The sequence below is a fragment of the Phycisphaerales bacterium genome, from assembly GCA_040221175.1.
GTDB lineage: Bacteria > Planctomycetota > Phycisphaerae > Phycisphaerales > UBA1924 > JAHCJI01.
In genome coordinates, this window is the sequence record JAVJVK010000004.1 from 330,336 (window position 1) to 356,807 (window position 26,472).

General features: G+C 66.1%; 23 protein-coding genes. 12 read left to right on the forward strand and 11 right to left on the reverse strand.

All coding sequences use genetic code 11. The features are described from left to right. Positions 1-195: 195 nt before the first annotated feature. Complete coding sequence (locus tag RIE32_03620; protein ID MEQ9095332.1) at positions 196-1,329, forward strand: hypothetical protein; 1,134 nt, start codon at positions 196-198, stop codon at positions 1,327-1,329. Between the two features lie 143 nt (positions 1,330-1,472). Here RIE32_03620 and RIE32_03625 read toward each other — a convergent pair whose 3' ends face one another. Next, positions 1,473-2,105, reverse strand: a complete 633-nt coding sequence (locus RIE32_03625) for an ATP-dependent Clp protease proteolytic subunit (protein MEQ9095333.1) — start codon at positions 2,103-2,105, stop codon at positions 1,473-1,475. Positions 2,106-2,174: 69 nt separating this feature from the next. Then, the gene (locus RIE32_03630) at positions 2,175-2,759 is read right to left on the reverse strand and encodes an ATP-dependent Clp protease proteolytic subunit (protein MEQ9095334.1); all 585 of its coding nucleotides are present in this window, start codon (positions 2,757-2,759) and stop codon (positions 2,175-2,177) included. 408 nt (positions 2,760-3,167) lie between these two features. On the opposite strand from RIE32_03630, the gene RIE32_03635 reads away from it, so the two are divergent. The 4 genes from RIE32_03635 to RIE32_03650 all read left to right on the forward strand — a co-directional run bounded on the left by RIE32_03635 (position 3,168) and on the right by RIE32_03650 (position 8,322). Further along, a complete protein-coding gene (locus tag RIE32_03635) occupies positions 3,168-3,944 on the forward strand; it encodes a metallophosphoesterase family protein (protein ID MEQ9095335.1) in 777 nt (258 codons plus the stop codon). Between the two features lie 7 nt (positions 3,945-3,951). Further along, positions 3,952-6,288: a membrane protein insertase YidC gene (gene yidC / locus RIE32_03640; protein ID MEQ9095336.1), complete on the forward strand. Its 2,337-nt coding sequence runs from the start codon at positions 3,952-3,954 to the stop codon at positions 6,286-6,288. 16 nt (positions 6,289-6,304) lie between these two features. Next, positions 6,305-7,654 (forward strand): GTPase, encoded by a 1,350-nt coding sequence (locus RIE32_03645; GenBank protein MEQ9095337.1) that lies wholly within the window; start codon positions 6,305-6,307, stop codon positions 7,652-7,654. A gap of 182 nt (positions 7,655-7,836) precedes the next feature. Continuing rightward, positions 7,837-8,322 carry a hypothetical protein gene (locus tag RIE32_03650; GenBank protein ID MEQ9095338.1) on the forward strand — a complete coding sequence of 162 codons (486 nt, stop codon included), beginning with the start codon at positions 7,837-7,839 and terminating at the stop codon, positions 8,320-8,322. Here the strand turns inward: RIE32_03650 and aroC are convergent, their stop codons facing one another. Together aroC and RIE32_03660 are read right to left on the reverse strand one after the other, a co-directional pair. Further along, on the reverse strand, positions 8,323-9,516 hold the full coding sequence (gene aroC / locus RIE32_03655; protein MEQ9095339.1) for a chorismate synthase: 1,194 nt from the start codon (positions 9,514-9,516) through the stop codon (positions 8,323-8,325). Positions 9,517-9,534: 18 nt separating this feature from the next. After that, positions 9,535-11,808 carry a fused MFS/spermidine synthase gene (locus RIE32_03660; GenBank protein MEQ9095340.1) on the reverse strand — a complete coding sequence of 758 codons (2,274 nt, stop codon included), beginning with the start codon at positions 11,806-11,808 and terminating at the stop codon, positions 9,535-9,537. Between the two features lie 220 nt (positions 11,809-12,028). Here RIE32_03660 and RIE32_03665 point away from each other — a divergent pair, with 220 nt between their 5' ends. The 3 genes from RIE32_03665 (at position 12,029) to RIE32_03675 (ending at position 14,542) form a co-directional block, all read left to right on the forward strand. Next, entirely contained in the window at positions 12,029-13,063 is a 1,035-nt protein-coding gene (locus RIE32_03665; protein ID MEQ9095341.1) for a hypothetical protein, read from the forward strand. Positions 13,064-13,174: 111 nt separating this feature from the next. Next, positions 13,175-13,840, forward strand: a complete 666-nt coding sequence (locus RIE32_03670; GenBank protein ID MEQ9095342.1) for an RNA polymerase sigma factor — start codon at positions 13,175-13,177, stop codon at positions 13,838-13,840. A 99-nt stretch (positions 13,841-13,939) separates the two neighbouring features. Beyond that, positions 13,940-14,542 carry a hypothetical protein gene (locus tag RIE32_03675; GenBank protein MEQ9095343.1) on the forward strand — a complete coding sequence of 201 codons (603 nt, stop codon included), beginning with the start codon at positions 13,940-13,942 and terminating at the stop codon, positions 14,540-14,542. Positions 14,543-14,584: 42 nt separating this feature from the next. On the opposite strand, the gene RIE32_03680 is transcribed toward RIE32_03675, so the two are convergent. The 6 genes from RIE32_03680 to RIE32_03705 form a co-directional block, all read right to left on the reverse strand. Next, complete coding sequence (locus RIE32_03680) at positions 14,585-15,619, reverse strand: dihydroorotate dehydrogenase (GenBank protein ID MEQ9095344.1); 1,035 nt, start codon at positions 15,617-15,619, stop codon at positions 14,585-14,587. A gap of 55 nt (positions 15,620-15,674) precedes the next feature. Next, positions 15,675-16,484, reverse strand: a complete 810-nt coding sequence (locus tag RIE32_03685) for a hypothetical protein (protein ID MEQ9095345.1) — start codon at positions 16,482-16,484, stop codon at positions 15,675-15,677. A 137-nt stretch (positions 16,485-16,621) separates the two neighbouring features. Further along, positions 16,622-17,719 (reverse strand): NAD-dependent epimerase/dehydratase family protein, encoded by a 1,098-nt coding sequence (locus RIE32_03690; protein MEQ9095346.1) that lies wholly within the window; start codon positions 17,717-17,719, stop codon positions 16,622-16,624. Positions 17,720-17,773: 54 nt separating this feature from the next. Then, positions 17,774-18,418 carry a hypothetical protein gene (locus RIE32_03695; protein MEQ9095347.1) on the reverse strand — a complete coding sequence of 215 codons (645 nt, stop codon included), beginning with the start codon at positions 18,416-18,418 and terminating at the stop codon, positions 17,774-17,776. A gap of 153 nt (positions 18,419-18,571) precedes the next feature. Beyond that, the gene (locus RIE32_03700) at positions 18,572-20,011 is read right to left on the reverse strand and encodes a GC-type dockerin domain-anchored protein (GenBank protein ID MEQ9095348.1); all 1,440 of its coding nucleotides are present in this window, start codon (positions 20,009-20,011) and stop codon (positions 18,572-18,574) included. A 145-nt stretch (positions 20,012-20,156) separates the two neighbouring features. Further along, complete coding sequence (locus tag RIE32_03705; protein ID MEQ9095349.1) at positions 20,157-20,495, reverse strand: four-helix bundle copper-binding protein; 339 nt, start codon at positions 20,493-20,495, stop codon at positions 20,157-20,159. A gap of 179 nt (positions 20,496-20,674) precedes the next feature. On the opposite strand from RIE32_03705, the gene RIE32_03710 reads away from it, so the two are divergent. From RIE32_03710 to RIE32_03725, 4 genes are read left to right on the forward strand one after another with little or no spacing between them, the layout of a single operon-like run. Beyond that, a complete protein-coding gene (locus RIE32_03710) occupies positions 20,675-22,615 on the forward strand; it encodes a DNA topoisomerase VI subunit B (protein MEQ9095350.1) in 1,941 nt (646 codons plus the stop codon). A gap of 2 nt (positions 22,616-22,617) precedes the next feature. Beyond that, a complete protein-coding gene (locus RIE32_03715; GenBank protein MEQ9095351.1) occupies positions 22,618-23,256 on the forward strand; it encodes a hypothetical protein in 639 nt (212 codons plus the stop codon). 9 nt (positions 23,257-23,265) lie between these two features. Continuing rightward, entirely contained in the window at positions 23,266-24,435 is a 1,170-nt protein-coding gene (locus tag RIE32_03720) for a DNA topoisomerase IV subunit A (protein MEQ9095352.1), read from the forward strand. A 27-nt stretch (positions 24,436-24,462) separates the two neighbouring features. After that, positions 24,463-25,371, forward strand: coding sequence for a hypothetical protein (locus RIE32_03725; GenBank protein ID MEQ9095353.1), 909 nt, complete (start codon positions 24,463-24,465; stop codon positions 25,369-25,371). Positions 25,372-25,374: 3 nt separating this feature from the next. Here RIE32_03725 and RIE32_03730 read toward each other — a convergent pair whose 3' ends face one another. After that, on the reverse strand, positions 25,375-26,433 hold the full coding sequence (locus RIE32_03730) for a zinc-binding dehydrogenase (GenBank protein MEQ9095354.1): 1,059 nt from the start codon (positions 26,431-26,433) through the stop codon (positions 25,375-25,377). Positions 26,434-26,472: the final 39 nt, after the last annotated feature.

Consider the following 26,472-nt stretch of genomic DNA (forward strand, 5'->3'; position numbering starts at 1 on the left):
GAAGTCGCCAACAACGCGCGCTTGCGCAGGGTCACCCCAGAATAAATACAAAATCACCCTTGCTTCAGCGGGGCTCCACGCTGGCCGGGGAAGCTTCTCTCATGCAACCGTCCGATCGGTGATCGGCACGGCGTGACAGAAGACCACACGGTCGCGACCACGGCGTCGCTCGACCGCCCACACAGGAGCCTCTCCATGCATGCCAGGAAACTCGTTCTCTTGAGCGGCCTTGCCCTGACCATCTCCGCGGGTACCGCAATCGGCCAGAATCGTGGCACGACCGCGCCCAGGGAAGGCCAGGAAACCCAGCAGGATCGACAGGACAGGCTGGAGCGCGCCAGCCAGGCTGCTCGCGATCGCGAGAGCCGTTACGGCGCCTCCAGTAACATACTCACGTCGCTCGAGGGCATCTGGAACGTCAAGGTCCAGGTGAATCGCACCAACTGGGACGCGATGAACGCGCCAACCGGTGATCGAGGCTCGCAGGGGCGTCGCGATGAAACCAACCCACAGCGCAATGAAACCGAACGCCGCGAACGGGCCGAACGTCAGGCCGAGAGGGGCGAGCGCCAGGGCGCAAATCCCCAGCGCGAGCAGGACATGCGTGCGGCCAGCGTCGATGGCATGGCGCGATCGCACACCATTCTGGGCGGCGACATCCTCCGCACCACCGTGCTCTTCGGCCAGGGCGTGACCCAGTCGGATGGCACTGGCAACGACGGTCGCGAGCAGGACGCCGATCGCATGCGTGATCGCGCCGCGGGCGGCCAACTCGACCACAACAGTCTGCAGAGCGTGTCCTTCCTTGGCTATAACGATCGTGCGGACGAGTACCAGCTTGCTCTCATGTCCGGCCAAGGCGGCGCGATCCACTACTTCACGGGCAAGTACGATCCGGGCGCTCGTCGCATCGTCTTCACCAGCACCGATCGCACGCCCCAGTCGAGCCTCCGCGATGAGCAGGACGGCGCAAACCCCAACGATGATGCGACCAGTTCCATCGCCCAGACGGGCACGACCGAGGGCATGAGCGTCGTGCTGCAGTTGGAAGGCGACGACCGCTACACGGTTACGGCCTATCGCGGCCCGACATCCGTCGAAACGGTCACGCAGCGCGGCACCGATCTGGGCGGCCAGCCCGCCCAGCGTCGCGAAGACGGGCGCGAGGCCGACCAGCGGCAGGACCGCTATGACGGTCGGGCCACCATCGCCCCCAACGTCATCTACAAGGCAACGTACACCAAGGCCGATGCGGGCATGCGTTCGCAGCACGATCGCTTGTTCGACGAGCACGATCGCAACGAGCGTTCGACCTCTCGCAGCCGCTAGAAACACGAACGCCCGGGCCTGGTGTGGACCCGGGCGAAGCGGTTCGTGGTGCTCTGGAGTCGAGCCACGGGGTCGGCTCTTCTCCTACATCCCCGACGGTCACGCGCGTGCGTGGCGTCGGGGATTTTTTGCTGGGCAGAGGCTCAGTCGTCCTTCTCATGGTGGGTCGATCGCGGCATGTTCTCGAGCACCTTGTCGACCAGACCGTACTTGAGCATCTCCTGGTCATCCAGCCACAGGTTGCGATCACAGTCGCGTTCGATCTTGTCCTTGTTCTGGCCGGTCGCATCGGCATAGATCTGGTAGAGCCGCTCGCGCAAGCGGATGATTTCCTTGGCCTCGATCTCTAGGTCGGTGGCCTGGCCCTCCATCACGCCGCCGATCAGCGGCTGGTGCATCAGGTTGCGGCTGTTGCGCAGGCAATACCGCTTGCCCTTGGCCCCGCAGGCGGCAATGACCGAGCCCATGCTCGACGCCTGGCCGATGATGTAGGTGCACACGTCGGCCTGGATGAAGTTCATCGTGTCGATGATGCCAAGCCCGCTGGTCACGCTGCCACCGGGCGAGTTCACGTACAGGTGCACGTCGCTCTCGGGGTCCTCGTTGGCAAGGAACAGCAGCTGGGCCACGATCAGGTTGGCCATGTCGTCCATGACCGGCCCGCCCAGGAAGATGATCCTGTCCTTGAGCAGGCGAGAGTAGATGTCGTACGACCGCTCGCCGCGGCCGGTCTTCTCGATGACGATGGGCACGAGGTAGTTCGATTCAACGCTCATGGGCGGGTGTCTCCGGCTTGGGGTGGTCTTCTACGGTCAGTGGGTTGACGAGGAAACGAAGGGTGCGGCTCAGCCACCGGTCTTCTTCGTGTGCTGGAGCACCTCGTCGACGATGCCGTAGGACTTGGCCTCTTCGGCGCTGAAATAACGGTCACGCTCGCTGTCGCGCTGGATGGTCTCGGCGTCCTGGCCCGTGTGATTGGCCAGGATCTCGTTCAGGGCGCGCTTGCTCTTGATGATCTGTTCGGCCTGAAGGCGGATGTCCTCGGCCTGGCCGGTGATGCCGCCGTAGGGCTGATGGATCATGACCTTGGCGTGCGGCAGGATGTACCGCTTGCCCTTCTCTCCGGCGGTCAGCAGAACGGCGCCGCCCGAGTATGCCCGGCCGATGCAGTACGTAGCTACCGGGCTGGAGAGGAACTGCATGGTGTCGTAGATGGCCAGCGTGTCGTCGACGGCGCCGCCGGGGCTGTTGATGTAGAAGTTGATCTGCTGGCCCCGCTTCTGGTCTTCGAGGTACAGCATCTGCATCATGACCCGGGCCGCCGAAGCGAAGTTGATCTCGCCGATCAGGAAGACCACCCGATTTTCGAGCAACAGCTCGTCGATGGTCATCTCACGCGTGCGCTGGTAGGAAACTGCCGATGCGGGCATGGGCGGACCTTCTCCTCTCTGAAGCCGACTCGCAGGCCGACCCGAATCCGTGTAAATACCGACCAGATCGGACCGCGTCCGCCGGCCGGGGTGGGAGCTTTCCGACAAGCCGTTCATCGGCTCGCCGGAGGCGGGGCTGCAACCGGCAGGCCAGATCGCCCACCGTTCCCAGCCGCCCAAGGTTACCCCGGACCGCCGCCCGAGCCCATATCGGCTGGAACAGCCTGCCTGGTTCGCCCAATCAGCCGCCGTTCCGGCAGACGGCCCGCGGTGCGGACCCGATCATCGGCCTGCGGGGGTCGATGGCCTTGGGCCCATCGGTTCCGTACACTCCCGCCCACTGCCGTCCCGGCGGGGATTTCGTGGGGTTGAGGTTGCCAGCGGGCACGCCCGCGGAGGATTTGTTCATTGCCGACCGCCGTGATCAGCGACATGCACGGGAACGCCACGGCCCTTCGCGCGGTCCTGGCGGATATCGAGAGCCGGGGCGTCGATCGCATCGTCTGCCTGGGCGACATCGTGGGCTACGGGCCCGAGCCGCTGGCGTGCGTCGATCTGGTCCGAGAACGCTGCGCCTGGTCGCTCATGGGCAACCACGACTTCGCCGTGCTCTACGAGCCCACCAACTTCAACCCCATGGCCGCCGGCTCTGCTTACTGGACGCGCGAGCAGTTCGACGCCGAGCCCGACGAGGCCAAGCGCACCGAGCGGTACAACTTCCTCGGCCGCCTCCGCGTTCGCGTCGCCGACGCCGATTCGCCCTTCAAGGTGTCCCTCCTTGCCGTCCACGGCTCACCGCGGCGCCCCATCAACGAGTACATCTTCGATAAGGACGTCCGCGATGCGCCCGAGAAACTCGAGGCCATCTTCGAGCGTTTCGAAGGCGCCTGCATGGTCGGGCACACCCACGTGCCGGGCGTCTTTACCGACGAGCCGGACTTCTACCCGCCCGACGAACTGGGCGACTCGGGCTTCAAGCTCCGCGAGGGCGAGAAGATCATCATCAACGTGGGCTCGGTCGGCCAACCGCGCGACGGGGACCCACGGGCCTGCTATGCGATGCTGCACGAAGATCGCGTGGAGTTCCATCGCGTCGAGTACGACATCCAGGATACCGCCGACAAGATCAAGGCCATCGCCGAGTTGGACGACTACCTGGGCGATCGCCTCTTTGGCGGACAGTAAGAGACCCATGGCAGCACCTACCAAGAGCCTCGCTCGAATCCTCGTCCCGTTGGCCATCCTGGCCGCACTCGGGATTCTCATTGCCCTTCCGGTCATCAACAACAGTGGCGCGCCCAATACGCCCGCCCAGCAGCAAACGCCCGATCCGGTTCAGGGCGAGCCACCCGTTGCGGGAGGCTCCAGCGAGTCTGCGGACCAGCAAGGGCCTGACCAGCCGACCAGCACCGAACCAACGGACTCGGCACCGGATTCGGGCGAGTCCGCCGCTGAGCCCCCACAGGCAACTCCCCCAGCCTCTGAGCCCACGACCGAGGCGCCATCGCCCGGCCAAGCCGACACGACCACCGGCTTGCGCGTGCTTCCGGCCGTCGATCCTTCGGCCTCACTCTCACCAACGCGGATCGGCGGCGTCGATCCCGACGCGTACGCCCTCGAGTTGATCTTCTCTCCGCTGGGCGCGGGCGTGCAGCGAATCGAGCTGGCCGGCTACACCCGCAAGCTCGGCTCGGCCGATCCGGTCCATGTCCAGCAGGCATGGGACCTGCCCACGGCTTCGGGTGGCCGCGTCCGCATCGTGCCCTTCGCCGCCATCGCGGTTGACGTCAATGGCGAGCGCGTCTCCATCTACACCGCCGTGGACGCAGACGGAAACGTGCAGCCGGCATGGAACCAGGTGGCACCCGGACGCTTCCAGGCCACGATCGCCAATGCCCTGGGCGAGCCCGTGCTCACGCTCGAACGCCACTACCAGGCCGATGGCACGAGCCACGACTTCTCGCTCCAGCAGAGCGCCACGAATCTCACCGACGAGCCCATCGACGTTCGCTGGATCACCTTCGGCCCGGCGCAGCTCTACCAGGAAAGCCAGGGCTATGGCGGAGACAAGCGACGCGTGCGCTTCGGCTACGTCGAGCCGGGCAACCCGGAATTCGTCGTCGGCGGCGACTTCATGGAGAATATCGGCGGGGTCTCGGGAAAGCGCGATAAGCAGTCCGGCCTCTACCAGCCCACGCTCCAGCTCTGGCCGACGCCCAAGGCCGAAAACACCGGCGACAAGCTCGCTTGGGCCGGGCTGACCAATCGATACTTCGGCGTCGCGGTGCATGGCGTTGCCAACGGCGATCCCAAGCCCGGCGTGGCGCCAGTGCTCACCCCAGTCGAGACCGTGTCGCGCGTGCTGCTCGATCCGGCCGCGCGACCGAGCGAGCCGAACTACGTGCTGGGCCTGGAACTCGCAAGCCCCGCGTACGGCATCGCCGCTGGCGAGCAATCGGAGCACCTCATCGGCATCTACGCGGGACCGCTCTCGCGTTCGCTCATCTCGTCAAACCCATCGGCCAACGCCGTCATGCTCCGGCAACTGGTGCAGTACACGTTTGGCGGGCCGTGCGGCTTCTGCACGTTTCCATGGCTGGCCCACATCCTGGTGTGGCTGCTGAACCTCATCCACGACTACGTGACGCTCGACTGGGCCTTTGCAATCATCGTGCTGGTCCTCATCGTCCGCACGGTGTTGCATCCGGTGACCAAGTGGAGCCAGATCCGCGTGCAGCGATTCAGCCATCAGATGCAGCAGATGGCGCCCAAGCAGAAGAAGATCCAGGAAAAGTACAAGAGCGATCCCAAGCGCATGCAGGCCGAGATGGCCAAGCTCTGGCGCGAAGAAGGCATCAACCCCGCCGGCATGCTGGGCTGCCTGCCCATGTTCCTCCAGACGCCCGTCTGGATCGCCCTGTACGCGTCGCTCTACTTCGCCATCGAATTGCGCCACGAGGCGGCCTTCTTCGGCGTGTTCCAGCACCTGGGCGGCTGGCCGTTCCTCGCTGACCTGGCCCAGCCCGACAGCGCGATCCCGCTTCCCCAGGCAATGCACTTTGCCCTGCCGCTCATGGGCACGATCACGGCGATCAACATTCTTCCGCTGCTGCTGGGGGTGGTGTTCTTCATCCAGCAGAAGTACATGATGCCTCCGCCCTCGGCCACCATGACACCCGAGCAGCAGGCCCAGCAGCGCATGATGAAGGTCATGATGGTGGTCATGTTCCCGGTCTTCATGTACAACGCGCCAAGCGGCCTGGCGATTTACTTCATTGCCAACTCCACGCTGGGCATCCTCGAAATGCGGTACATCCGCGCCCACATCAATAAGAACGACCTGCTGACCCCCAAGCAGCGCGACCCCAACAAGAAGACCTACATGCAGCGCCTCATGGAACGCGCCCAGCAACGCCAGGAGATGATGCAGGCAGCCCGCGGTCAAGGGCCGGCCAAGGGCCCCACCAGCGGCGCCTTGGGCGCACGCCGCAAGAAGACCGAGAACCGCCGAAAGGGTCGGCGTCCCTAGAACTCCGACTCCCCCGATGGACACCGCCTCGATCATCGTTGCGCCGGCCACCCCCATGGCCCCCGGCCGGCGCGCGGTCGTGCGTCTTTCGGGCATCGGCGTATTCGACGCCGTCGATGCGCTGGCGACCAGCCCGATCGATCGCAGCCGCGGCGTCGGACCCGTTCGACTGCGACTGCCCGTGGGAGAACTGCCTACCCTGGCCGTACGGCTGCCCGGTCCTTACTCCTACACCGGTGAGGACACCATCGAAATCTTCTTACCTGGCTCGCCCACGTTGGTGACCGCATTGGTCCGCGCCATGATCGCCCAGCCCGACGTCCGGCACGCCGAAGCTGGTGAGTTCAGCGCTCGCGCCTACCTCAACGGTCGCCTGTCGCTCGAGCAAGCCGAGGGCGTGGCCGCGACCATCGCCGCGAGCACGGACGCGCAGCTCGAGGCATCCCATCGGTTGCTCTCGGGCCAATCCGGTCGTCGCTACGCCGCCATGGTCGATCAACTGGCCTCCCTTCTTGCCCTGGTCGAAGCGGCGGCCGACTTCAGCGAGGAGGAACACGTCGTCCCCATCGCCGCGGGCACGCTGCACGCTCGGCTCCAGACGCTTCACGACGCGCTACACCGCGAAATGACGGGCCGCAGCGGCAAGGAAAGCCTCTCGGCCCGGCCGCTCGTCGTCCTCGCGGGCGCACCCAATGCGGGCAAGACGAGCCTGTTCAACGCCTTGCTCGGGCGCACGCGATCGGTGGTCTCCTCGATCGAGCACGCCACGCGAGACGCGGTCGTCGAGCCGCTTCGCCTCGAACACCCAGACCTGGGCGCGATCGAGTGCGAACTTGCCGACCTCCCGGGCTTGCAGGACCAATCCATCGCGGCGCTGGCCGACGATGAGCAGGCCAGCGTGCAGTCGGTCATTGATGCCGCGATGGAGCAGGCCGACCTTGTGCTGCTGTGCGATCCAGAAGCGCGCTATGACAGCGTTGGCACCGGCCACGCCACGATCCGGCTGCGGACCAAGTCGGACGCGATCGACGCCGACGGCGCAGGCACCATGGCCGTCAGCGTGCGCACCGGGCTGAACCTGGATTCGCTTCGGCTTGTGATCGCCGAGGCCCTTGACCAGGCGCGCCAGGACGTCAACGCCGGGCTGCTCCCCCGCCACCACGCGCTGGCCACGACGGCCCTGCATTCGCTGCATCGCGCCATCGAGTCGGTCTCGGAAGACCCCCCCGAGGGACTGCCCGCCGAGGGAGAACTCGTGGCCGCCGAGATGCGATTGGCCCTCGACGCCCTTGGCGAGTTGGGCGGCAAGGTCTCGCCCGACGAGGTGCTCGGCCGCATCTTCGCGAGCTTCTGCGTCGGTAAGTAAGCTCTGGCGTCGAGTCCGGATAATCCGTCGACCCTGTCGATTGCACGGGCGCCGACGATTGCACCGCCATTGGCGTCGCTGGACTGACGTCCGGCCCGCATTGTCGCTTTCGGTCCTGCGTTCAACGCCCGATGCCACTGCCGACGCGGCTCTACGAACCGGCCGCGCCGGAGGGTTGCGGCATGTCCAAGCCGATGGGCGAGATCCTGGTCGATCGAGGCATCCTGAGTGAAACGCAGCGGGACCAGGTTCTCCGTGCCCAACGCGGGACCAACAGGCCCTTCGGCGAGCTGGCCGAGAAGATGTTCGAGGTCAGCCAGCAGGAAATCGAGGCTGTTTGGGCCGAGCAGTACGGCGCCATTGCCGAGTGGATCGACCCTGGAAACCTGCAGATTCCCGACCACGTGCTGTGCGTGCTCTCGGGGCGGCAGGCGGCGCAGTTTGCGATGATCCCGATCCGTTACGACGGTCGTTCGCTCGTACTCGTCACGACGCGCGAGCAACTGCCCCGGGCGCTCCGGTTCGCGTCTTCGACCTTCGGCGCCGAGTGCACCTTGGCGCTGTGCGACATCGACCAACTCGGTGAAGGCCTGCGCCGCCACTACGGCGTGGACGCACAGGCCTGGAAGTCACTCATGCGCCCCGACCAGTCCGGCGAGGCCGCCTGATCAGGCGATCGTCGTCATCGGCGGATCGAGCGGCAGGATCTTCACCAGGTCCATGTACGATTCATGGTGGGCCTGCACCTCGGTCAATGAATCGCCGCCGGTCTTCTCAAGGAACGCCCGGGCGATCTCGAACGCAATGACGTTCTCCATCACCACGCTGGCGGCCGACACCGCGCACACGTCGCTGCGCTCATAGTCGCTCTGCTGGGCTTCCTTGGTGTTCAGGTCGATCGAAGGCATGCCGCGCAAGAGGGTGGAGATCGGCTTCATCGCGCCCGTCACCACCACGGGCTGGCCGTTGGTCATGCCACCCTCGACCCCGCCGGCGTTGTTGGTGTCTCGCACGAATCCCATGGAGGGACCGTCGGCCTTGGACCGGTCATAGCGGATCGGGTCGTGCACCTGCGAGCCGGGCAGTTCGCTCACGCGGCGGCCCATGCCCATCTCCACGCTCTTGAACGCCTGGATGCCCATGACGGCAAAGGCGATCCGCGCATCGAGCTTCAATCGCCAGTCGACGCAACTGCCCAGCCCGGGCGGCACGCCGAAAACGTGCACCTCGCACAACCCCCCGGCGGTGTCCTTGTCGACCTTTGCCTGGCGGATGACGTCGATTTGCTTCTTCGTCGCTTCGGCGTCGGGGCAGTAAGTCTGGCTGGCGTCTCGGGCTTTGAGCAGGGCTTGGTAGTCCTCGGGCCTGACCACCGCATCCGTGCGCGCGGCGCCCGCGCTGCGAACGAAGCCGAAGACATGGATGCCGAAGAACTCCAGCAGGCTTCGCGTCAGCGCCCCCGCCGCCACGCGTGCCGCCGTCTCGCGAGCGCTGGCTCGCTCGAGCGTGCCGCGGCAGTCGGTGGTGAGCCACTTAAGCGAGCCGGCCAGGTCGGCGTGGCCCGGCCGGGGACGATATACCGGCGGCGTGCGTTCCAGGTCGCCCATGCGCGAGTCCTTGTTGGCCACGCGCATGGCGATGGGCGAACCCAGCGTCTTGCCCAGGCGCACGCCGCTGAGGAACTCGACCACGTCGGTCTCGATGCGCTGCCGCCCGCCGCGCCCATAGCCGCCCTGCCGGCGCGCCAGTTCGCGATTCATGCCGTCTTCGTCGATCGGCACGCCCGCGGGCATCCCCGTCACGATCGTGAGCATGCCCGGGCCGTGGCTCTCTCCGGCTGTCTGATAGTCAAGGGTCGGCATCGGCGATGGTATGGAGCCCTAGCCCTGCGGCGGGGCGCCCAGCACCGAGAGGATGTTGCTGCGGTCGTCGGTCCAGGGCCGGAAACCCTCGGGAGCCCGCGGCGGGCGCCACAAAGATCGGCGGGCCAGGGGCGCCAAGTCCTCGGGCTTGCGCGACAGCATGACCCACGTGCTGGTGTACCGCCCGGTCTGCAAGCTCTCTTCCGCGTCTCGCAGGTCAAAACGCATGGTGGCGAACAGGCCCAGCCGCTCGGCCACTTTGGCCACGACCGGCTCAAGATTCAGGTAGACGTTGGAGATATGGACCGCCAGAACGCCGCCCTGGGCGAGATGATCGAGATAGACCTCGAACGCCTCGATCGTCAGGAGGTGCACGGGTATGGCATCCGAACTGAACGCATCGAGCACGATCAGGTCGTACGGCTCGCCCTCATGGGCTTCCATCAGCAGCCGACCGTCTCCGACGAAGTAGTCGATCTCGTCCGCCCGGCTCTCGCTCAGGAAGGTGAAGTACCGTGGATCGGTCGCGATGCGCACGACCGCGGGATCGATCTCGTATGCGTGCATCGTCATGCCCGGCCTGCCATATGCGGCGATAGCTCCGGTCCCCAGACCCACAAGCGCCACGCGATCGAGCCGGTTGTGCGGCTGGGGCACGCCCTGGCCGTCGATGAGGGCGAACACTTCAGCGATCGGGCTGCGGTCGTGGTAGTAGGCAAGCGGAACCGGCACGCCGCCCTGGTCTACCCGCTGCAAGCCGTGGGCCGTCGAACCATGCCTGAGCTGGTGGAGCGTTGCGATCGAGCCATCACGCCATCGCGTACGGACCTCTTCCACCGTGTGCACGCCGAAGAACGTGCGCTCGATGTGGATCACCTCGGCCGGTCCCCTCCAGAACGTGGCGGTCAGCAGCACGCCACCAACGGCCAGCGCAAACGCCAGGGCCCGGGCGTTGATTAGATACAACACCACCGCCGGCGCTCCGACGGCAATCGCGCGCTCCCACCATGTTGCCGAACTGGAGAGGGGCTGGTAGCCAAACGATCCGAGGGTGATCAGGATCGCGATGAAGCCGGCGATGACCCCGAACCCCAGCACCACGTGTCCGGCAAGTTTGTCCAGGCTGCTCGCGTCTTCGGACTTGCGAACCGGCAGTCCGGGCAATGCGAGCATCGCAAGGGCGATCGCGATCGGATACTCCAGCACGCGATCGAAGATCATGGGGGCCAGGAGCGCGTTGAACGCGCCACCGAGGACGCCACCGAGCGCCACGAGCAGGTAGAACTCGGTCAGATGGCCGGCATGCGGTCGCAACGACGCCAGCCGCTGATGACACAAGAGCGCCGCCAAGGCGAACGCGGCGATGTGGGCTCCCGCGACGGCCAGGAGCGGCTGTCGCGCATGCAGCAGTATGGCAACCACCACCCCCACCACCGCGATGGGCGTGAGCCGCTGCACCCACCGATCGACGCCAGGCTTGGTCACGCCGAACGCGACGATAAAGGTCAGCAGGTACAGCGCGAGCGGCACGACCCACAGCAGCGGAGCGGCCGCGACGTCCGTGGTCAGGTGCTGGGTAACCCCGAGCATCAGGCTTGATGGAACGAACGCGAGCCCGACCCAGGCCAGCCTTCGGGGCCAATGGACCGGTTCGCAACGGACCGGCTCGGACTTTGCGGCGTCATTCGGTGCTCGCGATGCTCTGGCTCGACGTACCACCGCGGCTCCGCCCATCGCCAGCACCACGACCAGCGCGACATAGCCCGCCGACCACCAGGTGCGTTGCTGATCAAGGCTCAGCATCGGTTCAACCAGGAATGGGTAGGCGAGCAGGCCCAGGAGGCTCCCGGCGTTGCTCGCGGCATAAAGCGGGTAGGGATCCGCGGCCAACGCGTGGTCGGTCGTCGAGATCCACCGTTGCAGCAGGGGCGAAACCGAGGACAGCACGAGGTATGGCGCCCCAACGGCCCCGGCGAGGGCCACCATCACCCACAGTGCTGGCGATTCCCCCGGCGTGCCCATCGGCAGCGCCAGCGGCAGCGTGAGCACGGCGCCCGCCGCCAGCACGACGTGAGCGCCGATGGCCACGCGCGGCGCTCGACGCCCGAGCAGACCCAGCAGGTGTGCCGCAAGGTATCCCAGCAGCAGTCCCGACTGGAAGAACAGCATCGCCGCCGTCCAGACCGCGGGGCTTCCGCCCAGCCTGGGGAGGAGCATCCGCGCCAACATCGGCTGCACGCAGAACAGCAGAGCGGCGGCCAGAAAAATGGCAATGGTGTACAGCGCGAGCATGCTGGTGCAACCCCCCTCGGGGGCTCATGGTACCGCCCGGGTGCGTTCGGGCCGTGGTTCGGGCCGGACGGAGCGTTTCGGAGGGATTGCCCGCCCGTCTGAAACGCCCCATACGCACCAGCCCTATGCAGGCGTGGGGAGCCCTGCGGTGGTCAGACCATGCTTGAGAATTCCGAGGTCACCGTGGACCGCGTGGCTGACATTGCCGTTGATCATTTGGATGCTCCCGGCGTCACACACGGCCGCCGAGACCGGCCCCATTCCCGAAGAGTGGGTCGCCGAGGGCAGTGATTGGGTGGTGCACGTCGATGCGGAGCGTCTGAGGGCCGCCGACGCCCTTCGGCCGGTCTTCGACGCCTTGGTGGCCTCGGCGTGGGGTTCGAGCCTCAGCGACATGGGCATCGACGCCCGCATGGACTTGACCGACATCACCATGTTCGGCACCATCACCCGCGGTCCGGAGGCCAAGGGTCAGACCACCACGATGCTGCGAGGCGGGTCGGCTTTACGTGACGCCATCCAGCGCCACGTCGCGATGCATAAGGGCTATCCCCTACTTCTCCGGCCCGCACGTCGGACGGACGGCCGCGGCATTACTGCGTGGACCATCGAGCAACTCTCCGTGCACGTGGCCTTGGTCCCTGTGGGCGCGAGGGGTGAAGGCGAGGCGAACGAACTCGTCGCCGTGCTGTCGGATCATTCCGATCAGCTCCAGGCGTGCATCGGCCTGCTGGTCGAAAGCCAGACCGAGTTTGAGCCCGAGAACAGCGACCAGAGGCTCTCCAACGGTTCCAAATCGCCCTCCGATCGCGAGGAAGCATGCCCGCCGGGTTGCGTCATCGTCGTGCGAGCAAAGGACCTGAACCGCGCACATCCGCCATTGCGGTCGGCGTTGCTCGCATCGGCCAGCGACATGGAGGGATACCTCGGCTTTCGGGAGGAGGTCGATCGCACCGTGGTCTTTGCACGTCTTCGCGTCGATGGCGGGGACGAGTCCAACGGCGATCGGATGGTCTCTTCACTCGACAGCATGGTCACCTACTGGAACCACGCCGCTCAAGAAATGGCGCAGGCCACGCCCGCCCTCCAACCGTTGGTTGATCTGATTGCCTCCGGCTCGGTATCTCGAGAAGGCCAGGTCGTCGAGTTGACGATGGAGGACTCGATTGCGAAGGCTGTCCCGGACGAGTCCGTAGGTTCCGGCGGCCGGACAGCCACACAACCCGACGAGACTCGGCCTGGCGAAAGGGAGTGACCGATAACAGTTGCTTCTGCGTGTTATCCGACAGTGTGAATCCAAATTTATGGATAACCCCAAGCGTGCAACCGCATCGGATTTTGCTACGGATGCGTTAACCTAATGGCAATGTCTGCGTCCGTTGCTGGCCCCATTCCGTTTGAAGTCCCCATCCAGGGGCGCCCCGGCCAGCCGGTCGACACCCTGAGCGATCAGGAACTGTCCGAATTGGCCAAGGAAGGGTCGGTCGCGGCGTACAACGTCCTCGTCACCCGCTACCAGGATCGCGTGTATCGCTTCCTGCTCCGGCGGACGGGCTCGTCGGCCGAGGCCGAAGACGTCGCCCAGGACACGTTCCTGCGGGCTTGGCAGAAGCTCCACACGTACGAGCCCGAGCGTCCGCTTGCACCGTGGTTGCTGACCATTGCCGCCCGCCTGGCGGCGTCGGCTGCCCGTCGACGTGCCCGCGTCCGCGTCGCCCCGGAGTCGGCCATCGGGTACGTCGATGCGGCCGCACCCAGCTTGGAGCCGGCCAACCCCGACGCGAGCCATGACCGCCGCCGCATCTGGCAGATCGCCGAATCGGTGCTGAATCGCGACCAGCTGACCGCCGTTTGGCTGCGTTACGTTGAAGGCCTGAGCCCTGCTCAGATCGCCCGCGTGATGGACAAGTCCGGCGTGGCCGTGCGAGTCATGCTGCTGCGGTCGCGAAACGTCCTGGGCGAAGCCCTGCGGGAGCGGGCCGGCGACATCGCCTCGCCGAATCAGGACATTCCCTCAAGCACGCAAGACTGAAGGGCGTTGTCAAGGGCGGCGCACAAAACGGTGGGACCCTGCGTTACGCTCGGTTCCGGCGGAGCGAATACATAGCAGGACGGACGTAGGATCAAGAACGTGAACCGCTCGAACCGCCAACCCGCTCGCCAGAACCAACGCCGGCACAGGGCCATGCGCCGCCGGCTAGAGACGCTGCTGCGCGATCCGAAGGGCTGGCCGAACGAGAATGCCCCGCTGCGGGTGCGTGCCGGCGTGATGTCGAACCTGGCCGCACAGCGCCAGGCCGCGGCGCACGGCGAGCGGATCACGATGTATCGCGACAGCCGCTGGTCGAACCGCCGGCTCGAGTTCTCGCTGAGGCCGCCGCTGGTCGCCGCGGCGATCATCGCGATGATCGTGTCCGCCGCGGTGCACTTCATGGGCGGCGTTGAAGCGTGGCAGCCCTGGGCCGATGGTCTGGCGAATCGCTTCTACGACGTCGATCAGGGCAACGCCCGGTTCAACGGTTCGGCCATCGTCGATGCCGGGCCCGAGCAGCGTCCGATTGTGCCCGGCCAGGACGAGGCCGCCGCGCTTCGCTCCGACGTCGCACGCTTCCGCGCTCACCTGAACGGACGGATTCCGATGGGCGAGCCCGAGGCCACGCCCTCTCGCAACGCGCCGCGCGAGCAGAGCCCCGCCCCGCGCCGATCGAACAAAGCGGATCCCGCCTCGTCGTAGGCTGCTTCGCTCGCGTCCGGCCGTCGTGGGCGGCTCCTGAATTCAGTCCAGTGCCACGCTGCCGACCAGTTCGGTCAGCTTGATCGCGCCCATGCTCTCGGTCCAGCGCTTCAGGCCCTTGTGGATGCGTGCCGGGCAACTCGGATCGGCCAACGCCCCCGTCCCGATACCCACGGCTGACGCGCCGGCCAGGATGAACTCGGCTGCATCCCGCCATGTGGTGACCCCGCCCAGCCCGATGATCGGCACGCCCTGATCGCGGCCCACCGCGCGGTACGTGTCATGGATGAGCTTCACGACGATCGCATGTACGGCTGGCCCGGACAAACCGCCGGTGATGTTCGTAATCCTCGGTTTGCGCGTATGCACGTCGATGGCCATGGCCGGCGTGGTATTCGCCAGGCAGAGGATATCGGCCCCCGGCCGCTGGTTCGGCCCGGCGGATCGACCTTGCCCTTCGATGGCCGAGCGGGCGACTTCGACGATGCCGGGCATGCCCGTGGCGATGGGCGGGAGCTTCACGATGAGCGGCTTGCTTGGCAGCGCCGCTCGACACTCGGCGACGAGTTGCGAAAGAGCCGCGGGATCGACGCCGAAGTCGGCGCCGCCGTGCACGTTCGGGCACGAGACGTTGAGCTCGACCGCATCGACGCCCTCGAGGCCGTCCATCTCGGACACCACGCGGACGTAGCCCTCGATGGTGTCTCCGGCGACCGAGCCAATCAGCCGTACGTCGTGGGCGTGCAGCCTGTGGGTGGGCGCCACGTGCTCGGCAAAGCGGTCGATGCCGGTGTTGGCCAGGCCGATCGCGTTGAGCATGGCTCCACGCAAGGGCACCATGCGCCACGTGGGATGGCCCTCCCGCGGTTGCGCCGTGATGGACTTGCTGGTGACGGCGCCCAGCACGCGCGGCGGCAGCACGTCGAGGATCTCGTCGGCATACCCGGCCGTGCCTGCGGCGAGGATGATGGGGCTCTGCAGTTCAAGCCCGGCAAGATCGACCGCCATGGGGCCCTTGGGCGGCGGGCCCGGAGCGTCAGGCTGCGACGGTGGCGTCGAGTGGGTTGCGTCGGGCACGGTCAAGTGTTCGCACCAACGACCCCCGGGGCCACCGCGCGTGCTTCAGCAGATCTCAGGAGCGATCAACCCCGGTGCGGCGGAACCCCGTGAGCAATCCGGGACGAGCCGGACGCTGAGCCTCGGGCTCACGGTCGAAGCTTGCGCTGGGCAGGGCCTCGATCGCCTGCGCGGCCGTATCGAAGCCCTTGATGGGATCCAACCCCTGGACAAAGAAAGCATCCCAAGCCGGATCGAGACGGCGCACGAGCTTGCTCGCCGGCAGGCCGACCGTGCTGGCATCGTGGCCCGTCAGGCAGGTAAACCCGAGTTCGACGACGCTGCGGATCTCGTCGCGCTGCACTTCGGTGGAGAACCCCCGGAGGCCCTCGAGCGTGCGGGCCACGCCCAGCATCTCGATCGTGGCGCTGCCTCGACGATCGACCAGGACGTCACGGGTCCGCACGGTGCCATGGTGCAAGAGCTTCTCGTGGGCGGCTTCGAGCCCGTCGAGGATCTGACGCAGCAGGCGATCGGTCTCGCCGGGTTCCATGTGGCCGCCCTTTTCGGCGAGCAGGGACTCAAGATCGATCAGGCCGTCCTGGTGTCCGGTGTAGGGCGTGACGGCGCAGGGCTGGTGGACAATACCCAACAGCAGCTTTTCGACCGGCAGCACGTGCCGGTTGTCGATCATTCGGATGTTGTCGACCGCGCGACGCAGCACCGCGACCTGAGCGTCGTCAGGCCGGATCGGAAACAGGTGCAAGACCTTGGCATCGCGGCCGCCGGGCTCCATCGCCAGCAGCCTGCGCGCGATCGGTGATTCGGGGAGTTCGCGTGTGATGGTGTAGTCACCAAAGCGCACACGAGGGTGGGTTTCGCCCATCAGCGGGGATCCTTTTGGGCCCGACTGCGCCATGAAGGGCGATCGGACCCGGACTTCGAGCTAGTCTCAATACTAGCTCGCCGCCTAGGTCGGCATATTCCGCGCGGGATCACCACAAACCGTCCGCATAACCATTATCACGTACCGTACATTTCCTGTACGGCAGGAATCAGCTGCTCGGCGAGCACGGATCCGAACTCGCGATGCGTCTGGAGTCCAAGATCCGCGGCGGCGGCGGCCCGATCGACGTCGCCGGGCCAACTGGAAACGATTGCCGCCCGACCGGGATGGATCTCGTAGCGAGGCTTGAACCGCGGGAAGTGGATTGCAATGGCCTTGGCGATCTCGCCGGCCGTGGGCGCGAAGCTGGCCACGTTGTACACGCGGCGGGTCAGGTTCTCTGCCTTGGCCAGTGCCAGGGTGGCGTCGATGGCGTCGGCCATCAGCATGAAGGGCAGCCGCGCATCTTCCTCAACGAAACACACCGCTTCCTCGCCCTTGGCGGCAGCGTGCAGCATCAGGGGGCCGTAGTCGCTGGTGCCGCCGCTGGGCGCGGTGTGGGGGCTGATCAGGCCGGGGTACCGCACGCAGCGGAAATCGATGGGGGCTGGTGCGTCGCCGCGATCGAGCAACTGGTAGTGCTCGGCGTAGTACCGACCCAGGTGCTCGCAGCACAGCTTGTTCACGCCGTACATCGTGATCGGATTGAGGTATTCGTCTTCGGAGACGGCGCCCGCGCGGCGCTTCTCGGCCTCGCTGGGAAGGCCGTAGACGGCGATGGAACTGGGGTAGATGAACTTTACGGGCCGGCCGGTGGCGCCCGCCTGCTCGGTGAGCAGGCGCAGCAGGTTCATCGTGCCCTGGGTGTTGACCTCGTGGGCGAGCGATGGGTTTCGCTCGCCGGTGGAACTCAGCAGCGCGGCGAGGTGGTAGACCTCGGTGATCTCGTAGCGAGACAGGATCGGAGCCAACGCGAAGGGGTCGCGGACGTCGCCGGTAAACACGGCGTGGCAGCGGCTGGCCAGGTCCTCGTCGAGGCGGCGCAGATCGAGGGCAACGATGGGCGTGCTGGCGTGTTCGCTCAAGCGATGGATGAGCCCGTGCCCCACCTCGCCGCCGGCGCCGGTGAGCAGGATTGCCTGGCGGCGCGGGGTCGACGCCGGCGCGGAAGCGTCGGGGCGCGAGGAGGGCTCCAGAGCCGTTGGAAACAGACGCATTGCAGGATTCGTGGTCACGAACGAGGATAGGTTGGGCGTTGCAGCGTTGCGACGAGCGAGCCGACTAGATCGCTACTCGTCCTTGCCGCCCTGGCCCAGTCCGAAGGCCGAGCCGACGGCCAGGAGGATCCAGATGGCGTCGAAGCCGCTGAGGAAGTTCTCGCCGCTCAGGCCGGCGTATTCGGCCTCGACCAGCGCGACGTTTGCCTCGTGCTGCTCGCGGAAGGCCTTGCGCGCGGCGGCCTGGTGTTCGGGGGTCTGCTCGTCCCAGTACTCCAGGGTGGCGGCCCAGAGGTCCGGCGGATAGTCGGCTTCTCGCCAGCGAAACCACTGGTTGTCGGGCAGTTCGGGCCAGTCGATGGCGTAGCCCTCTTCCTCCCAAAACTTCACGACCTCGTCGGCCACGTAGCACATGAGGATCTCGTTGTTGAATTCCGATGCCAGGGCCAGGTCGGCGTCGTTCTGGTAGAGCAACTCGACGACGGTGAGTTTGCCCACGCCGACCGCGGCAAGCGCGACGACCGCTGCCAGGACACCCGTGCCCGTACTCGGCCCGCCACCGAGCAGATTCGCACCGACCATGGCCCCCGCGCCGGCGAGTACGCCCACGGCCCAGGCGATCCAACCCACTTCGTAGCCTGTGTAGAAGCCGACCGCAGCCCAGATGGCCGCACCAGCCGCTCCCCCAATGGCGGATCCGATCAATGCCCCAAACATGTCGCCCACTCCTGCACGAGCGCCGGGTGGGCGCTTCCCCGTTGAGACCCGGTGCGGCGGACTCCCGCCGTCGAGGATCAGAATACCTGAAACGGGCCTGCCATGCAAGCCCATTTTCATGGTTTACCAGAATGGGGCGAGGGAGGTTGCAGGTCAGCCGCCGCAGCCAGCGTCGAAGGCGTTCTGGTAGGCCAGGAAATCGAAGATGGTCAGCGAGCCATCGCCGTCGAAGTCGGCCGCCAGGTCGCCCGCGTCGAAGAGGTTCTGGAAGCCCAGGAAGTCGAAGATCGTCAGCAGGCAGTCGCCGTCGATGTCCGGGCGGCACACATCGATGCTCAAGGCATGGAGGGCCCCCACGTCCGGGTTGCCAGCGATCGGGTCGCCCGCATCGTCGGCCGGAGCCCCGGCGAACAGGCGGAGGCCCGTGGGGCTCTCGTAGAGGGCCACGGTTGCCCCGAACTGTGCAAACGTCACCGGGTTGCTCGGACGGATGATGGAGGTCTGGACCGGATTGGCCGGGTCGGAGATGTCGAAGCTGTAGGCGGTGCCGGCCAGGGTGGTCTCGCCCGAGAGGGCGCCCACAAGCAGGACGTCGGGCGTGAGCGATACAGAAACACCAAAGTCGCTCGCGCTGAGCGTGTCCGTCGCGGTGACCTTGGACAATTGGACGGGGTTGGCGCGATCCGAGATGTCGAAGAGGTAGACCGAGCCGTCGCTGCCGTCGGGGTTGTTGGTCTTCGCGCTCACGGCCGCGAGCGCCACGTCGCCTTCGATCAGCAGTTCGACCTGGTAGCCGAACTGCACGCCCGCGGAAGCGTCGGCGGCGACGAGCTTGGCGACTTCCTGGCCGGTCTCGATGTTGAAGAGGTACGCCGAACCCGAACTGGCGCCGGCGTCGTCGTTGCCCGGCGCGCCGATGAGGGCGTAGCCGGTTTCGCCCGCGCCGCCGCCTCCGCCGTCGATCGAAACCGACCGGCCGAAACGGTCGACGGCCGACGCGTCCGAGGCCGTGAGCTTGAACCGTTCCACGGCATCCAGGCCCACGATCTCGAAGACGTACACGGCCCCGGTCGAGCTGGCTTTGTCCGAAGCGCCGATCACGGCGCGATCGAAGTCGATGTCGACCGAACCGCCAAACAGGTCCAGGCCCCGGCCGTCGCTGGCGGTGAGCTTGTCGATCTGCATGCCCGTCGACCGCAGGTACAGGTAGGCGGCGCCGGCGGCGGGCCCCAGGGAGCTCTCGGCAGGCGCCCCGACGAGTGCCAGGGCGTTGTCGGCGGCCACGGAGCGGCCGAAGTCGATGCCGTCCGCGCCGTCATCGGCCGCGAGCTCGAAGAGCAACTGTGGCACGGTGGTGTTGAGGGTGTAGAGGTACGCCCGGCCGGCCCCGCTGCCCTCGTCGCCGGCCTCGGGGGCTCCGACGATACCGAAGCCGGCGGCCGCGGCGTCGAGCGAGGCTCCGAAGAGGTCCCCCGCTTGACCGGTTGACGGCGAGACCTTGGCGTCCTCGCTGCCGCACAAGGTCTGGGCGTGGGCCGTCGCGGCCAGGCCGGTGATGGCGCAGAAACACGTCGTGATTACCGTTCGATGCACGTCTCTCTCCCTTGCGGTGGTCTTCCTCTGGGGCGTTTTATGCTTATGCGGGAAGTCCGGCAAGTGAACGCATCGAGACGTAAGAGTTGTGATCTCTGAGCAAATCGCCTGTGTTGCCCCGTTTACCAAACTGGAGCGTGGTGGCTCAACTCGCCATCGCCAAGCAGGATTTCTCACAGGCCCGGCAGGACTCGGCACACTGCTGGCAATGGTCGTGGTCGTGGGCCCCGCACTGCTCGGCACACCAGGCGCACAGGTCGGCGCAGAGGCGGCAGATCTCCGCTTGCTTGGGGCTGCGGCGGGCCATGGCGTTGGAGCAGGCGATGCAGATGGCTGCACAGTCGGCACAGCACAGCGGGCAGTCGTTGTCGCTGCCCGAGCCGATCATGGCCGAGAGGCATGCCTGGCACTCGGCGGCACACCGCTGGCACCGCTCGATGCACTGGCGGGTCTGTTCGTCGAGGTCGTTGATGGTCATGGTCATGGTGGATCCCCTTTCGTTCGCACTGTCGGTTGCGTCATGCTGCCAATGAGGGAGTGTGGCCCTGGGCCCTAATCGGCCGCTGAACGCTCCGTGAAATGGGGATCATGTTCGGGCCTATGCTGGGAAGCACGACCCCGCCAGCCCGTTTCCAGAGGCCCACAGCACCACGGAGGGTGACCTTGGCCGCCAGAAAGCCCGCAAGCAAGAGCCGCGCGACCGCCGAGACCATGGCGGGCAAGCAGCGGGACATCTCCGTCAGCGAGTTCTTCTCGAAGAACCGCCACCTGCTGGGCTTCGACAACCCCCGCAAGGCCCTGTTGACCACGGTCAAGGAGGCGGTCGACAACGCCCTGGACGCGTGCGAAGAGGCGGGCATCCTGCCGGACATCGAGGTGCTGATCGAGGAACTGGTGGCCCCGCCCAGCCCCAGCAAGCCCGGGCGGTATGCGGTGACCATTACCGACAACGGGCCGGGCATCGTCCGCAAGCAGGTCGAGAACATCTTCGGGCGACTGCTCTACGGCAGCAAGTTCCACCGCATGAAGATGAGCCGCGGCCAGCAGGGCATCGGCATTTCCGCCGCGGGCATGTACGGCTTGATGACCACCGGCAAGCCCATGGTCATCACCACCAAGCCCAGCAAGACCAAGCCGGCCCACCACCTCGAGCTGGCGATGGACACAACGAAGAACAAGCCCGAGGTGACCATCGACGTCGAGACCGACGACTTCCCCCCCACCTCCAACGGCACGGGCACGCGCGTGCGCATCGAGATGGAAGCCCGCTACCAGCGGGGCAAGACCAGCGTAGAGGCGTACCTCGAGCAGACCGCCATCGCCAACCCGCACGCGCAGATCACGTTCATCCCGCCCGAGAAGGCGGCGGGCGGGCCGGCGCTGGAGACCGAGGACACGTCGGTCGAGCTCTCGCACACCACCGAACTGGCCGATCGGTACATCTTCCCGCGAGCCGTCGAGGAACTGCCCCCCGAGACCGAGGAGATCAAGCCCCACCCCTACGGCGTCGAGCTTGGCAACTTCCTGCGGATGCTCAAGAGCACGAACGAGAAGCAGCTCACTGGTTTCTTCAAGAACGAGTTCAGCCGCGTGCCGCCGGCGATCGTCAAGGACATCACGTCCAAGGCGTCGGTCAAGGGTGGCAAGACGCTGACGGGGCAGACGTACGTCAGCACCGTCGATCACGACGCGGCCGAGCGCCTGTACCGGGCGCTGCAGGACAGCAAGCTGCGGGCGCCGCCGACGGACTGCCTGGCGCCCATCGGCGTGCGGCAGATGCTCAGCGGGTTGCTCAAGGGCGTGAAGGCCGAGTTCTACGCCGCGAGCACGCGCGACCCGGCGGTCTATCGCGGCAACCCCTTCCAGATCGAGGCGGCGATCGCCTTCGGCGGCGAACTCTCGGGCGATGAGCCGGCGCGGGTGATCCGCTTTGCCAACCGCGTGCCTTTGCTGTATCAGCAGAGCGCGTGCTCGTCGTTCAAGGCGGTGGTCGAGACGGGCTGGAAGAACTACGGCCTCAGCCAACCCCGCGGCTCGCTCCCCGTTGGACCGCTGGTGATCATGGTGCACATGGCCAGCGTGTGGGTGCCGTTCACCTCTGAGTCGAAAGAGGCGATCGCCGACTACGACGAGATCCGCAAGGAGATGCGGCTGGCGCTCCAGGAGTGCGGCCGTAAGCTGGGCACGTATCTGCGCCGCCGCCAGAAGATGAAGCGCGAGGGCCAACGCCGCGACATCTTCAGCCGCTACATCGCCGAGATCGCGCGCTCGACGGCGGCGCTGACGGGCGAGGACGAGGGTAAGTTGCTGGACGCGCTGCTCGAGCAGGCCCAGGCCCGCACGGCCATCGCCGACGCCGAACTCGACGAGGACGGCAACTTCGTGAAGAAGGAGAAGACACCGGCGGACGACGACGGTGTGATCATTGTCGACAGCGACGCGCGGCCGTCGCAGGTGGAGGCGAAGTCGAACGGGGCTGTGGCGAAGGGGGAATCGGAGGATTCGGGCCGCGGGCTGTTTGGGGATGATGAGGAAAGCGTGCCGGTGCGGCGGAAGAAGAGTGGCAAGAAGGTCGGAAAAAAGAAGCGCGTGAGCCGGAAGTAGCGATGGACGCGCCCGTCCCCAAGACCGTGACGTCCGCCGACCGCTGGGGTCAGTTCGCCGCCGAGCATCGGCTGAACCCCGAGCGCGCAGCATTGGTGTACGCCCTCCTCGATCACTTGTACGAGACGCCCAGGCGGGCGTATCACAACATCGAGCACGTGACGCAGTGCCTCGATGCACTGGTTGAGCTTGAGGCACTCAGCACCGAGTCGCAGTTGGCGCTGTGGTTCCATGACGCGGTGTACGTTGCCGGGAGTGATGGGAACGAGCGCGCCTCAGCGGAGCTCTGTCGTACTTACGGCACGTGGCTGGGCTTCGAGAAGGCAATCCTCGACTCGGCGGCCGACGCCGTCTTTGCGACCACGCACGATGGAATGCCACGATCCGAAGTTGCCTCGAGCGTCGCGGATGCGGATCTATCAATTCTGGGAGCTGCAACCGACCGGTATCGTTCCTACGCCCGATCGATCCGTATCGAATGGTCGCACGTACCCGATTCGGACTTTAACACCGGGCGTGCGAGCCTGCTGAGAGGGTTCCTGGATCGGTCGAGCATCTATCACACCGCGCGGGGCCAAGAGTTGTACGAGGACGCCGCCCGCGAGAACCTGACCAACGAGATCGAAACACTCACCCAGTGAGCGAGCACCATGGCCAAGAAAACCACCAAGAAAGTCCGCTCCGCCCCTCGCAAGCGCTCGGCCGAGGCCAAGGAACGCGACGCGAAGACACAGGAGTCGTTGAAGGCTCTGGCCGGCAGCGTGGCCAAGAGCGCGCTCTCGGGTGTCGAACCCACGTTCGACGTTCCCACTCGCTCGTCCAGCAACACGAGCTGGAACAAGAAGCGCGGCATCCTGCAGATGGGCGACGCCACCAGCACGCGGCAGATCTTCAACCTGGGCCAGGCGCGCAAGTTCATGCAGAGCCTGCGGCATGCCCACGGCATCAGCCGCCTCATCGACCAGGACAAGACAACGAGCCTCCGCGGCATGTTCTATACCGGGCTGGGCGACGTGCACGACGCCAAGGGCAAGAAGACCGGCGAGAAGACGTTCGACGACCAGACCGAGAGCGACGCGATCCTCGAGGATCTCGAAGTCACGCTGGGCGCGCTCCGGGAAGAACTGCACATCTTCGCCAAGAAGCGCGGCGCGATGGTGGGCAACATCACCATCGAGGACAGCGGCGACACCATCGACTGCCGCAAGATGGGCAGCGGAGGCTACGCCATCCCGAGCATCTGCGAGCCCGACCGCGTGAAGTTCGGCAAGTGCGAGGCCGACTTCGTGCTGCACGTCGAGAAGGACACCGTGTGGCAGCGCTTCAACGAGGACCGCTTCTGGAAGACGCACAACTGCATCCTGACCGAGGGCAGCGGCCAGCCCCCGCGCGGCGTGCGCCGCCTGCTGCACCGGCTGAACAAGGAACTCGGCCTGCCCATCATCTGCCTGCTCGATTGCGACCCCTGGGGGCATTACATCTACAGCGTTATCAAACAGGGCAGCATCTCGCTGGCCTTCGAGAGCGAGCGGCTGGCCATCCCCGAGGCGAAGTTTCTGGGCATCCGCTCGAACGACTTCGAGCGCTGCAACCTGAGCGATAGCGTGCAGATCAGCCTCAACGACCGCGACATCGCGAGAGCGAAGCAGATCGCCGCCTACCCGTGGTTCCAGGACCACAAGGGCTGGCAGAAGGAGATCAGCAAGCTCTTGAAGAACGGCTTCAAGCTGGAGGTGGAAGCATTGATCAACATCGATATCAGCTATGTGACCGAGACGTACGTGCCGGAGCGGTTGGAGGCGGAGGATTGGTTGGATTGATCGCCGACTTATTCGGAGGCTGATGCGATGGACGAGTTGGCCGCCGCTTTCGCCGACTTCGAAGCCCTTCTTGACGATCTGCCTTCGGTTGCGACCGACGAGCGGATCAAGTCAGAGTGGCGTGAGGCGATGGTGGTATACGGCCCGGCAGCCATCGCGGCGATCGCGAACAGCCGGGCGATCGTCGTCGACAACTCTGTCGCGACACCGTCGATGATGGCTCCCATCATCTGGTGTTGCGGCAGGCCTGACAAGGAACGCGACACGCGTTGGGTTGGCCACTCACTGCTCGGCGTACTCGTGCATCACGATCCGTTGGCATTGGACACACTACGGTGGATGCTCGACCGACCCGAGTGGATCCTCCGAGCGACCGCACTCGAATCACTGCGGAGCGATCATCCCGCTGCGCTCATCAGAGAGTTGGTGGATCGAGGGCTCAATGATCGGCACCGCTTCGTACGCAGCATGGCCAGCCACATGATTTACGCCTGCGAGCAGCGGCCATTACTCCCACGCCTGCGTGAGGCGGCTTCGCGAGAAAGGCTTGATTGGTTGCGCGAGGGAATGGAAGACCTCGCCATGTTGGGCGAACGCGGGTTCAACCTGAAGCCGGATAACGAACATTGGATCAAGGTTCAGCTTCGAGAAAACCTCGATGGACGAGTCCGCAAGGTCTGGTGGAGTGTGAAACGCGAGGTGTATGAAGAGGGCGGTATCGACCGTATCCTGCGCGAGCACTACGGCCGGCGCAATCCGAGCCCGCAACCACAGCCACTGCCACCAAAACCACCGCAGCCGATTGCGCCGTGGCTATTGTTTAGCGACCGACCGATGGGCTACCTCTTCATGAACCGCCTCGAAGGCCCCGACGTCGTGCAAGTCCTCAAAGCACGGCATGGTGTGGAAGGCGATGGCAAATGGCCGCCTCTTTAATGACTACCGCCAGTCAATCACAATCTTCCCCAACTGCTCCTGCGCCTCCAGCCGCTCATATGCCGCGCGGCCGTCGCTCGCCTTGAAGACCTGATCGACGACGGGCTTGAGCGCGCCGGCCTTGAAGAGGCTGGCGACCTCGCGGAACTCGGCGGGCGTACCCATGGTCGAGCCCAGGATGCGGAGCTGGTTCCAGAAGATGCGGGCCAGGTCGGTGGTGGCGTCGGGGCCGGTGGTGCAGCCGGGGGTGACGTAGGCGCCGCCGCGGGCGAGGCTCTTGATGCAGGGCAGGTGCGTGGCCTTGCCGATGCTGTCGACGGCCATGTCGACGCCGCGCTTGCCGGTCCAGCTCCGCACGTCACGTGACCAGTCTTCGCCAGTATCCAAGACGCCGTGGTCGGCGCCCATCTCGATGGCCTTGTCGATCTTCCACTGGTGACGGCTGGTGACGACCACGGGGCAGCCGAAGTGCTTGGCGATCTGCATCGCGCTCGTCGCCACGCCGCCGCCGATGCCGGTGACCAGCACGGATTGGCCTGCGCGCAGCCCGCCCTTGGTGACCATCATGCTCCACGCCGTAAGCGCCGTGAGGCCAAACGCGGCGGCTTGGATCGGGTCGATCTGACTTGACGTGTCATCGCCGAGATCCGCCAGGTGTGTCGCTGGCGCGTGGAAGAACTGGCGGTGCATGCCGTTGTGGTGCTCGCCGATGAGCTCGTAGTCGGGCGCGAGCGTGCTGCCGGGCGGGTCGGTCGGTCGCTCCTTCGGCGGCACCTCGACGGCGGCGTTGATGATCACGCGCCGGCCGACCCAAGACGCGTCGACACCCTCCCCCACTTCCTCGACGACGGCGCACGCGTCGCACCCGCTGACGCGGGGCCAGGTGAGGTCGACGCCTGGGATGCCCATGCCCACCCACAGGTCCATGTGGTTGAGCGCGCTGCAGAGTGTTCTGAGCTTTGCGTGGCCGGGCGGCGTAGGTTCCAGGTCGGGCCAGTCGGTCTGGTATTCGATGTTGGGAGCGACGGTCTTGGACTGTTTGGTGCAGACGAGGGCGTTCATGGGGCAGGGTAGCGCCCACGAAAAAGCCGCCCAACCGGG

Excerpts from the sequence above, each read along its gene's own strand:
- RIE32_03660 (MEQ9095340.1), bottom strand. The coding sequence starts at position 11,808 with ATGCTCGCGCTGTACACCATTGCCATTTTTCTGGCCGCCGCTCTGCTG.
- RIE32_03650 (MEQ9095338.1), top strand. The coding sequence starts at position 7,837 with ATGTCCAAGCCGATGGGCGAGATCCTGGTCGATCGAGGCATCCTGAGT.
- RIE32_03730 (MEQ9095354.1), bottom strand. The coding sequence starts at position 26,433 with ATGAACGCCCTCGTCTGCACCAAACAGTCCAAGACCGTCGCTCCCAAC.
- yidC (MEQ9095336.1), top strand. The coding sequence starts at position 3,952 with ATGGCAGCACCTACCAAGAGCCTCGCTCGAATCCTCGTCCCGTTGGCC.
- RIE32_03725 (MEQ9095353.1), top strand. The coding sequence starts at position 24,463 with ATGGACGAGTTGGCCGCCGCTTTCGCCGACTTCGAAGCCCTTCTTGAC.
- RIE32_03715 (MEQ9095351.1), top strand. The coding sequence starts at position 22,618 with ATGGACGCGCCCGTCCCCAAGACCGTGACGTCCGCCGACCGCTGGGGT.
- RIE32_03720 (MEQ9095352.1), top strand. The coding sequence starts at position 23,266 with ATGGCCAAGAAAACCACCAAGAAAGTCCGCTCCGCCCCTCGCAAGCGC.
- aroC (MEQ9095339.1), bottom strand. The coding sequence starts at position 9,516 with ATGCCGACCCTTGACTATCAGACAGCCGGAGAGAGCCACGGCCCGGGC.
- RIE32_03625 (MEQ9095333.1), bottom strand. The coding sequence starts at position 2,105 with ATGAGCGTTGAATCGAACTACCTCGTGCCCATCGTCATCGAGAAGACC.
- RIE32_03665 (MEQ9095341.1), top strand. The coding sequence starts at position 12,029 with ATGCTCCCGGCGTCACACACGGCCGCCGAGACCGGCCCCATTCCCGAA.
- RIE32_03695 (MEQ9095347.1), bottom strand. The coding sequence starts at position 18,418 with ATGTTTGGGGCATTGATCGGATCCGCCATTGGGGGAGCGGCTGGTGCG.
- RIE32_03670 (MEQ9095342.1), top strand. The coding sequence starts at position 13,175 with ATGTCTGCGTCCGTTGCTGGCCCCATTCCGTTTGAAGTCCCCATCCAG.
- RIE32_03685 (MEQ9095345.1), bottom strand. The coding sequence starts at position 16,484 with ATGGGCGAAACCCACCCTCGTGTGCGCTTTGGTGACTACACCATCACA.
- RIE32_03620 (MEQ9095332.1), top strand. The coding sequence starts at position 196 with ATGCATGCCAGGAAACTCGTTCTCTTGAGCGGCCTTGCCCTGACCATC.
- RIE32_03705 (MEQ9095349.1), bottom strand. The coding sequence starts at position 20,495 with ATGACCATGACCATCAACGACCTCGACGAACAGACCCGCCAGTGCATC.
- RIE32_03645 (MEQ9095337.1), top strand. The coding sequence starts at position 6,305 with ATGGACACCGCCTCGATCATCGTTGCGCCGGCCACCCCCATGGCCCCC.
- RIE32_03630 (MEQ9095334.1), bottom strand. The coding sequence starts at position 2,759 with ATGCCCGCATCGGCAGTTTCCTACCAGCGCACGCGTGAGATGACCATC.